The organism is Candidatus Eisenbacteria bacterium, from assembly GCA_018831195.1.
Classification (GTDB): domain Bacteria; phylum Eisenbacteria; class RBG-16-71-46; order CAIMUX01; family JAHJDP01; genus JAHJDP01.
The window spans coordinates 35988-45905 of the sequence record JAHJDP010000066.1 but is presented as its reverse complement, the minus strand read 5'-3'; the positions used below and the strand labels follow the sequence as shown (position 1 = coordinate 45905).

The following is a 9918-nucleotide window of genomic DNA, read 5'->3' as shown; positions in this document are numbered from 1 at the left end:
GACCGTCGCCCATGAGGTCGGGCATTATATGAACCATATTCTGACAAGCGACGATCAGTACCTTCTCATTGAAAATACGGCTCCCGATGGTCATGGTCTTGGAGATCTGCATGATGGCCGCACGACGATCATTGAAGATTTTGCTTACTTTTCACAATTCCTATTGAGGGGCAGTGTCGATCTTGCTGATCCCACAGAACCGGGCTCTATGTACCGGCAAATCCGCCCCGCCGCCGTTGATGCCCCCAGCGCCGAGGGATTCGCCTGTGTGCTGCTCGCGAGGCTCTGGAGCGCCGACCCGACCATCGGCGACATCAATGCGCCGACCGAAAGGCGTCCCGTTCCAACCGTCAACCTCGGCATGTCCGAGATCCTGAGTCTGATCTCGCTGGGCGCCACGAATATCAATGAGCTTAGGACGGATGTGGAAACCTACCTCACCGGCATCGGCAGGGCCGATCGCCTACCGGTCATCCTCGAGCGGATCGGCTGGCGCTACCTCTTCAAGGCCCGTCTGGTGGATGCCAACGGCGACCCCCTTGAGAATGTCATCGTGCGCAAGTTCACCAAGGTCAACGGCGTTGAGTACGCCCCATTAACAAAACTTACCATTACGGATGATGACGGCTACATTGCGGCCACCCACGCCTTCCCGGGGCAGACGACACTGAGGCTCGGGTTTCAGGGTGATTCGATCGATGTCCCGATCACGGTCGACCCCCTCCTCCCAACCAACCGAACGATCGATCTTGGTGAGATCACCGTCGGCAACCCGCTGGATCTCAGTCTTGCTCGAAATGCGACGGTCGAATTCACCTTTTATGGGACCATAACAAGCCAGGGAGTGGAGTCCTCTTGGCGGACGTTAATGACCCGCCTGACGCCGGGCCAGATCGAGGGGAATACCTTTAACGGGACGCTCGTAGAAAGCCCGGATCCGTTTGGCTGGTTCAACAACTGGTCCGTCAGCGTTACCGTCCGGCCCGAGACGGGCGCGGTCACCGATTTCGTAGTCTCCTATCATGGAACTAAGACAGAATACGGCGTCGATCAGACCTCCGATTTCAGTTATCACGGGGGAAATGTCCCCATGACGGATTACTCTCATTCCCCCACCAGCGTCTATTACGAAGCCAAGGTCGAGGGGACCGAAACCTGCGGTTCGATCGGCGGCGTGACATTTAGCTACAACCATGTGGGAGGATCCGGCAATTTGACCGGCCATTCCTGTGACGCGCCGGGCGGAACGGCCAAACTGAAAATAAACCTGTTCAATTAGAGAATGCCGCTCTGAGAAGACGGGAAGAGCCCCTCGAAAGAATCCTCTCTTGACTTTTCGGGGCGGCCGCCCTAGACTCACGGCGTCTATGTTCTAAGACGCGCGCGGCTCTGGAATTTTCCTACCGTACCTCCATACCATCTTTAGGGCATGTTTCTGCCGGATGCTGCGCTCCGGGAACATGGCATATCAAAAATGTTTATGAAGCCCTGGGATCCGCACCCTGGAAAGGACATGGAACGCGGATTCTTAAGCCAAGAAGCTGCATTTAAGGGGGTTGAAATGAAAAGAACAGCGTTGGTGATTCTGTCTCTCCTCCTGATTCTTCCGATCTCAGCCATCGGAGCGGATCGGATCATTGAGGTTGATATGCCACAAGGGATTCCGTCGTTTATCGGCTATTCGAACGACGCCTTCATTGTGGTTATGAAACCCGATGTCGGCAAACTCAACATCAGCTATTCGGCCGCCGATATCGCTCAAATCGGTGATGTCGATTTCGACAAAATTGCGAGCCGTTATGCCGTCACACAGATGAGGCAGCAATTCATCGGCGCTGAACCCGGGCCGAACTCAAAGACCGCTGAGCTCGCCAAGTATTACAAAGTAAGGTTTGAGTCCGGTACACTTGAAGAAGCGATGGCCGCCTATGCCGGTCATCCGATGGTGGAGAGTGTCGAACCAATCGGCATTCACGCCCTGTACGCAACGCCGAACGACACCTATTTCAGCCCGTACCAGACCTATCACAATCAATCGAACGATCATGATATCGATTCGCCCGAGGCATGGGATATTCAGACGGGAAGCGGTTCCGTCATCGTCGCCATCCTTGATTCGGGGACACGTTACTACCACCCCGATCTCGGTGGCCTCTATGCCTCCGTCTCCAATCCCGGCGCATCCCGCGGCAATATGTGGATCAACTGGGGCGAAAAGAACGGATCAGCGGGTGTTGATGACGACGGGAACGGCTACACCGATGACTGGATTGGCTATGATTTCATCGACGGCGTCAGCAACTGCTGGACCGGCGAGGATTGCACCACCAAAGACAACGATCCCCGCGACTTTAACGGACACGGCACACACACTTCCGGCATCTTCGGGATGATGACCAATGACGGATACGGCATGGCCGGCGTCGCCGGCGGCTGGGGCAACGGCGCCCAAACCGAAAGCGGAAACGGCGTCAAAATCATGGCGTGCCGGATGGGTTATTCGTACAACTATTCGGGCCAGGAATACGGCGTCGTCATGATGGACGCCGCGGCCGAGGCTTTCTACTATGCAGCCAATAACGGCGCCAAAATCGCTTCTTGCAGCTGGGGATCCTCGAATTCAGGCGGTATTGGGACGGCCGCGACTTACTTCATTAACAACGGCGGATTGATCTTCGTCGCCGCCGGTAATGCCGGCAACCAGACAGCCGACTACCTCAACGCGCGGGGCGATTGTATCTCCGTCGCCGCCGTCGACGCGAATGACGCGGCGGCTAGTTTTACAACTTATGGAACCTGGGTCGATATTTGCGCGCCGGGCGTCGGCATCTACTCCACCTATCATGATCACGCCGACCCCAACACCACCTTTTGGGCCTCTCTCAGCGGCACCTCGATGGCCACGCCTATGGCCGCCGGTGTCGGCGCGTTGATCTGGTCGCAGAACCCGGGTTGGACGGCCTCTCAGGTCGAGAACCAGCTCTACAGCAGCGCCGACAACATCGACGCCTATCTCTCGTCAACCTATCTCGGCAAGATGGGCGCCGGCCGCATCAACTCATACAATGCTGTGAACACGGGTCCGCCTCCGGCGCCGGTCGCCGCCTTCACAGGCACTCCGACGTCAGGAACAGAACCTTTGACGGTAAACTTCACCGATCAATCCACAGGAAGCATCGCCTCCTGGGATTGGAGCTTCGGCGACGGCGGCGCCTCGACGCAGCAGAATCCGTCGCATCAATACACCACGGTTGGAACTTATACAGTCACACTAACGGTGACCGGCCCGGGCGGTTCCGACGGCGAGACAAAGGCCGACTACATCACGGTGAACCCATGTGTGGCTCCTACCGCGGCCTTCACCGGCGCCCCGACATCCGGCGATGCCCCCTTGGCCGTCAGCTTCACCGATCAGTCGACCGGCTCGCCGACTTCATGGAGCTGGAGTTTCGGTGACGGCGGAACCTCAACGCAGCAGAATCCATCGCATAATTATACAACCGCCGGCGCCTACACCGTGACCTTAACAGCGACGAACGGCTGCGGATCCGACGGCGAAACAAAGGCCGACTACATCGCGGTCACGGAGCCGGTCGGCGGCTGGATCGTCCTTACCTATGACGATTTTGAAGGGGGATTTGGCAATTACACCGACGGCGGCGGCGACTGCGCGCTCTACACCGGCGGAACCTATGCCCACCAGGGCAGCCGTGCGGCTGATATCCAGGATAACAGCGGTGTGGCTTCATCGTTCTACCATACCGCGGGTTATAATGTTTCAGGCTATACGGCATTGGAAGTCGAGTTTTGGTTCTATGCCTATAGTATGGACAATACCACCGAGGATTTTTGGGTTCAGTACTTTGACGGAACGACATGGCATACGATCGCCTCTTATGCCCGATCGATTGACTTCAACAATAATACATTCTATAACAAGATCGTTTCGATTCCGGCCGGTACTTACGCCTACCCCTCCAACGCCAAGCTGCGATTCATGTGCGATGCCAGCGGCGATTCTGATGACGTTTTCATTGATGAAATCGAGTTCCGCGGCTTCAGCAGCGGCGGACCTGAGGCGCCGATCGCGGATTTCACCGGAACCCCGACCAGCGGTGTCTATCCGCTTCTCGTAGAATTCACCGATGAATCGACAAACGATCCGACCGGCTGGAGCTGGGACTTCGGCGACGGCGGCGTATCAGGTACGCAGAATCCGAACCATACCTATACGGCGGCCGGTTCCTATACCGTGACGTTGACCGCTGTCAACGCCGGCGGTTCCGACGACGAGGTCAAAGTGGATTATATCACCGTAACCGAACCCACCGGCGGAGGCTGGACCGTCATCACCTACGACGACTTCGAAGGGGGATTCGGCAGCTACACCGACGGCGGCGGAGATTGCGCGCTCTACACCGGCGGCACCTATGCGCACCAGGGTAGCCGGGCCGCGAATATCCAGGATAACAGCGGCGCCGCATCCTCGTTCTACCACACCGGCAGTTACAATGTTTCCGGTTATACAGACTTGGAAGTCGAATTCTGGTTCTATGCGGTGAGTATGGAAAGCAACGAAGATTTCTGGGTTCAGTATTATGATGGCTCCGCATGGCGGACCATCGCGACCTATGTCCAGGGTGCCGGATTCGCCAACAATGTCTTCTACAATAAAGTCGTCTCGATACCGGCCGGAACGTACAATTATCCGGCCAATGCCAAGCTGCGGTTCATGTGCGATGCGAGCAACAATACAGACGACGTCTACATCGACGAGATCGCGTTCCGCGGCTACAGCAACGGCAAAGCCGTCCAGGATGACCACGATATCGTCTCGCTGAAAAGAGAGCTCGTTCCCGGAAAGTTCTTCTTTTCGCAGAACTACCCCAATCCCTTCAAGCCCTCTACAACGATCAGCTTTAGCCTGCCAGAGGCTTCCAGCGTTGTCATAAAGGTCTTTGACATTACCGGCCGCAGGGTGGCTACACTGGCCGACGGGCCGTACGAGGCGGGTGTACACAATGTCCGTTGGGAAGCGAAGGGGGTCTCCTCAGGCATCTACTTCTGCCGGATTCAAACAGGCGCCCATGTTGCAACGCGGCGAATGATGTTGCTGGAGTAATTCTATAAAGCTCATCAAGTCGAATCATGACAGAACCGGCTGGGGCCTATGCTCCAGCCGGTCTTAATTAGGGCGCCCCGCTCTCATCTCAAGTAGAGAACTTTTTGACCGGCTGACCGTTGTCCCCATGATCCTCGAACGAAGTAGACGCCATCGCAAACTTTCTTCCCCGCCCCGTCCCGCCCATCCCATGAATATTCATAGAGGCCGGCGCTCCGGCTCAGAGGCGGCAACTCGAGAATAAGCCGCCCCTGAACATTGTAGATCCCCAATTGCCCCGCGGAGTTCTGGAAGCTCTCAAATGAAAACTGAATGTCAGCTCGAGTGCTGAAGGGATTCGGCCAGATTTTTATGGAGGCGCGGCGCGCCATGCCATCAAAGGGAGCGGGAATCGATCCGGCGGCCTGATTGAACCAAAAGGCGCCCTGATCCGCAATGGTTCCATCCGGGTCATGGGGGAACCCGGGATCGCCGGCGTCGATGGCGGGTGACTGGTGAAGCAAATTAAAATTTCCCGATTCCGGGTCAACAAACCGAGGGTTCTCAAAAATGTTAAAATAGAGATCACAGGGATCGTCATTGGCGTTGCCGCCGGTGATGATTCCCAGCTGTGGATCCACTGAAACCCCGGCGAAATCACCCCCCTCATTGTTCCAGAAATCATTGTAAGAAACGTCAATTACGGCCGTGCTGTCTTCGAAGTAGAGCCCCCCGCCACCCTCATTCCCTTCGACAATGCAATTGATAAGATTGGTATTCACTATTGTTGAATCAAGATAAAAAAAGTATAAGCCGGCCCCTTTCGGCGGAATCGATTCCCAGGGCTCTGCGATATTTCTGCTGATAGTGCAATGCGTCAGCGCCAGGGCTGTGCTATCGGTCGCAAAAATGCCTCCTCCGGCGCCGGCTTCCAGCAGCCTCGACGTTGCCCTATTGCCGTCAATTGAAGACCGGGCTATTCCCAACTCAGAATTGAAAAGGCGAATTCCCGCTCCAACGTGGGCTTGATTGCCGGAAATCCGGCATCGCTCGATCAGGAGATCATTGCAATTATAGGCATAGACCCCCCCGCCGCCACCCGAGAGATTGCCGTTAATATTACAATCCTCAACCCGCGCGCCGATGCAGGTGCCGATATAGAGGCCACCCCCGCCACCAAGCCCGGTATTCCCCTCTATTTGGCAATTCCGGATCGCCACCACCGAATCAAAGCACTTGACGCCGCCGCCCATTCCGACCATACCCCCGGTATTATTGAGTATCCGGCACCCTTCGACGATCCCTACCGACGCATTGAGAAGAACACCTCCTGTGCCTGACATGTGCGTGGAGACGTTGTTCATCAGATCGGAATCCCGAATGGTTATATGCGCCAGGTGGCAGCGAATGGCGGCGCCCAAAGAACCCTCATTGTTATTAATTGTACAATGACTAATGATGAGATTTGAATTGTTGCAGAACACGCCTCCATACCGGCAGCCGGATATGCGGCAGTATTCAAGCCGGCTGGTGTCAACCAATGCATCCAAAAAATGAACAAGATTCCACTCACCGCCGGCCGCACGTAAAAAACGTATACTATCGGCCTCGGTGCCGGCAGCTGTGAGCAGGCCATCGATCTCAAATCCAAGCCCATAGTTGAAGAGAAAATCGGAGGGGGGAAGGATGGTGAGGGAGGAACCCGTCTCCACGGTAATATCCCCGGTAACCTGGTAAACACCCGGGCCCAAAACTCCATGGAGCGGTCCGGATAGGCCGGCATGCGCACCGGCGGAAATTATTAAAATCGAAAAAATATTAATGAATACAAGAGCCGGCCGGGGTTTATAAAATCGCCGCTGATGAACCTTTGAATTTCCCGACATGCCCCCCCCGATCACTCATCAGCATCGTCACCATCTTATCGAGGATCATGATACCCGATATCACCGCCAATCACCAGATGTCATGAATCCGCCCCGTAAAGCCTCTCTTTCAACTCAATGGCCCGGTCGGCCAAGGCTATGGTCTCTTCCGTCTGGCTTTGGCCCAACTGCCAGAGACACATGACCAGGGGATCGAAAACCCGGCCCGCCTCATGGGAATCCGGTCCGTACTTCTCTTCGACGCGAGGAAGAAGGCGCAACGGCAAATCTCCGGCGGGTGCGAATTGGCGCTGGCTGGTCAATTCCTCCGCCGCAGAAAGCGAATCGACGGGGGTAATCTGCTTGGAGGATGCGGCTGAAATTGAATCCTGCGCTTCCGGAACCTGTGCGTCGGCCGGCAGCCGACTTAAAAGAATGGCGAAAAAACAATCGACGCGAGCCGTCCCCTTATCATCGGGTTTCTCCCAAGATTTAAAACAGCCCATGGGTCGCGTGGCCAAGCGAACCACTATGATCATGATATTATTGAAGATAATTCGGAAGGGGGCCCACCAATGGGGAAGCCGCCCTTGAGGTTCCTGCTCTTGTAGCCGGCTCTGTCCGCCACTTACGGCGAGGGATTGATCAGATCGATTTGGCGAACCCAAACGCCCCGGCTGCGCTGCCTCCGCGACAGAAAACGGCGGCAGATCTCGGCCAGGCCGTATCATCGCCTATCCGTGCCCGTTGGATCAGATGGTTCGTCGATTCCATCTCCGTTGGGGCCCTTGGATCATCTGTGGGCGGATGGGGCGACACGGTGAACCAGACCTCCGGATCCAGAACTCTTCTGATAGCTGAAACGAGGACCGTATAAGCATAGCCGTCCACCGGGAGTGAGAGAAGAGCGGTTTGGCCGGTAGGTCATTTCCCACCGCGCTGTGTCGCGTCTGTACCCGATGACGGATGGCTCCCGGGAACCGAACATAAATTCCCCAAAAATCATCTTCGCAGAAAGGCCGTTCGCTTCGCGGGAATCGCTCGTCCTCCGATATGAGGCGGTCAGGCCCTCTGTTCCCTAAAAGGAGAGCCCCATGAAACTCAGACCTAACAATGGCCGGATCCCTGTCGGCTTGCTGATTCTCTTCATCTTGGTCCTTTTCCCTCTCAGGAGCGAGATCAAGGCCGATGCAGCAGCCACTCAGGAAGCACCCGCCGGCGAAACAGAAACAACCAGGCCGAAACCCCCGCCAAGCCGCCGGCCCATCCCGTCATGGTTGAAATCCAAGCCTTGATCGAAGCGCAGGATATCAAACTGGACGAGTTGATGGCGGCGCTGGCCGGGACCGAAGACCACCATGAGATCATCCGGATCCAACGCGAGATTGAAGAGGTCAAGGTGATGACCGAAGTCGAAATGTTTCGATGCCAGATCAGGCATGCTGAGAAGATCGGCAACACGGAGATTGCTGAATTCCTTCAAGAAACGGTCGATGGCATCTGATGCGCCTCGGGAAGGAAAAGGAACGCAGAGCCGCGTATGAAAGGACTCAGCGGTAATCCAGGGGGGAGCGTTTCATGAGACGGATAACTTTTTTGCTTCTGCTCGCCCTCCTGCGGGGTAGCCTTGCCGGCACCGCCGATGCGGATATCCGCACAGAGGTGTGAAAGCCGGATTGGACGGAAGGCCGCGTGCGGCATCGGCCGGCGCGTCTTTTGAAGGCATTTTGCTGCATCATGGATTTAGCGATCATTTCATCAGTGATCTCTATCTCGGGTGAAGGATGGGATGTGGTGATCCTCGACCCATTGATTAAGTTTGCTCTTCTGAGGGGGCGAAATCAAAGTTATACAAAGAAAGTCGTTTGCCTGAAATAGGCGTCCTCTTAAAATGGTCCGGCCGCGAAAGGGACCGGAGCCGGAACACTGGAGCGAGAACCACCCCGGGGGAGAATCTCCGGGGTGGTTCTTGTGCCCGCTCCCCTTCGCCCACATCCCGCCTTTAACCGCCCATTGCAGACGGCTCTTATCGATTGCTTCCCGACGGAACTCAGAATAGACTTTGCATGTCGATCAAGAGAAAGGCTGGTGGCCGATGTTGGATGCAGCGCCGACACCATTTTCCCTGGGCGTTTTTGCTTTCATCACCCTGCTCCTCCTGGCCGGATCGGTCAGCCGCGGGCGTTTCCGCATGCCGCCGCACACATCCTATTTCTGGGGGTTCTTCCTTCTGCTCAGTGTGGCCGATTGGATTTCGTTCCGGCTCGCCATTTGGCTCTTCGCCGGTTTTTCTTTCCTGGCGCTGCGCGAGTACTTTTCTTTGGTCGACTTCCGGCTCCAAGACCGTTGGGGAATTCTCGGCGCTTATCTATCAATCCCCTTTATGACATATTTCATTCATATCAACTGGTATGGAATGTTTATCATTTCCATTCCTGTCTATGCGTTTCTTCTGATTCCTTTTCTGGTGGCCATCGGCGGAGGTGTTTCCCGGGGCGCGGTCTTCTCCATCGGCGCTATCGATTTGGGGCTTTTTTTGTTTGCCTACTGCATGGGACATATCGGTTACCTTGCCTATTTCTCGGTCCGGATGGCGATGTTGCTGATTTTCACAGTCGCCGTGTGCGACTTGATTTTGAGAAAGTTACTGCTTGGAAAGACGCTGCTGGGTTACATGATCGCAACATTGGTAACGGTGATTTTAACATTACTGGTTTCACCCTGGACGACAATTCCACGGATCCATTCCGCGATTTTAGGGGTCATGGTTCCCATTCTCGTCGTCGGCGGAAATTTCACCCTGCGGGGCATGGAGGAGGATCTCGGTGTCTCCCCTGATCGTCTGGAGCCGGGCCGGGGGCTTGTTTTAAATTCGCTGAAACCCTATCTCTTTCCTGCGCCCATCGTCTTTCACTATCTGCGATGGTTCCTCCATTGGGGAAATCTCTAGGA

The 9918-nt window shown here is 55.7% G+C and carries 7 protein-coding genes and 3 pseudogenes; 8 read left to right on the top strand and 2 right to left on the bottom strand.

The genetic code is table 11. The annotated features are described in order from the left end of the window. The 5 genes and pseudogenes from KJ970_11835 to KJ970_11815 form a co-directional block, all read left to right on the top strand. The coding region (locus tag KJ970_11835) for a hypothetical protein (protein ID MBU2691606.1) at nt 1-1279 on the top strand (1279 nt) is incomplete at its 5' end. 1617 nt (nt 1280-2896) lie between these two features. After that, nucleotides 2897-3283: pseudogene (locus tag KJ970_11830) on the top strand (PKD domain-containing protein). Then, nucleotides 3278-3550: pseudogene (locus KJ970_11825) on the top strand (PKD domain-containing protein). The pseudogenes KJ970_11830 and KJ970_11825 overlap by 6 nt, the downstream one beginning before the upstream one ends. Nucleotides 3551-3997: 447 nt before the next feature. Beyond that, a pseudogene (locus KJ970_11820) lies at nt 3998-4327 on the top strand (PKD domain-containing protein). Nucleotides 4328-4564: 237 nt separating this feature from the next. Continuing rightward, nucleotides 4565-5122, top strand: coding sequence for a T9SS type A sorting domain-containing protein (locus KJ970_11815; GenBank protein ID MBU2691605.1), 558 nt, complete (start codon nt 4565-4567; stop codon nt 5120-5122). An 83-nt stretch (nt 5123-5205) separates the two neighbouring features. On the opposite strand, the gene KJ970_11810 is transcribed toward KJ970_11815, so the two are convergent. Together KJ970_11810 and KJ970_11805 are read right to left on the bottom strand one after the other, a co-directional pair. Continuing rightward, nucleotides 5206-6987 carry a right-handed parallel beta-helix repeat-containing protein gene (locus tag KJ970_11810; GenBank protein MBU2691604.1) on the bottom strand — a complete coding sequence of 594 codons (1782 nt, stop codon included), beginning with the start codon at nt 6985-6987 and terminating at the stop codon, nt 5206-5208. A gap of 80 nt (nt 6988-7067) precedes the next feature. Further along, complete coding sequence (locus tag KJ970_11805) at nt 7068-7472, bottom strand: hypothetical protein (GenBank protein MBU2691603.1); 405 nt, start codon at nt 7470-7472, stop codon at nt 7068-7070. A gap of 588 nt (nt 7473-8060) precedes the next feature. Here KJ970_11805 and KJ970_11800 point away from each other — a divergent pair. From KJ970_11800 to KJ970_11790, 3 genes are all read left to right on the top strand, one after another. Then, nucleotides 8061-8261: a hypothetical protein gene (locus KJ970_11800; protein MBU2691602.1), complete on the top strand. Its 201-nt coding sequence runs from the start codon at nt 8061-8063 to the stop codon at nt 8259-8261. Beyond that, nucleotides 8240-8470 (top strand): hypothetical protein, encoded by a 231-nt coding sequence (locus KJ970_11795; GenBank protein MBU2691601.1) that lies wholly within the window; start codon nt 8240-8242, stop codon nt 8468-8470. Before KJ970_11800 ends, KJ970_11795 begins: the two co-directional genes overlap by 22 nt. A 591-nt stretch (nt 8471-9061) precedes the next feature. Next, nucleotides 9062-9916 (top strand): hypothetical protein, encoded by an 855-nt coding sequence (locus tag KJ970_11790; GenBank protein MBU2691600.1) that lies wholly within the window; start codon nt 9062-9064, stop codon nt 9914-9916. Nucleotides 9917-9918 lie beyond the last annotated feature (2 nt).

Bases quoted from the DNA above. Each gene is read 5' to 3' on its own strand.
- KJ970_11815 (MBU2691605.1), top strand. From the start codon at position 4,565: ATGGAAAGCAACGAAGATTTCTGGGTTCAGTATTATGATGGCTCCGCA.
- KJ970_11810 (MBU2691604.1), bottom strand. From the start codon at position 6,987: ATGTCGGGAAATTCAAAGGTTCATCAGCGGCGATTTTATAAACCCCGG.
- KJ970_11805 (MBU2691603.1), bottom strand. From the start codon at position 7,472: ATGGGCTGTTTTAAATCTTGGGAGAAACCCGATGATAAGGGGACGGCT.
- KJ970_11800 (MBU2691602.1), top strand. From the start codon at position 8,061: ATGAAACTCAGACCTAACAATGGCCGGATCCCTGTCGGCTTGCTGATT.
- KJ970_11795 (MBU2691601.1), top strand. From the start codon at position 8,240: ATGGTTGAAATCCAAGCCTTGATCGAAGCGCAGGATATCAAACTGGAC.
- KJ970_11790 (MBU2691600.1), top strand. From the start codon at position 9,062: ATGTTGGATGCAGCGCCGACACCATTTTCCCTGGGCGTTTTTGCTTTC.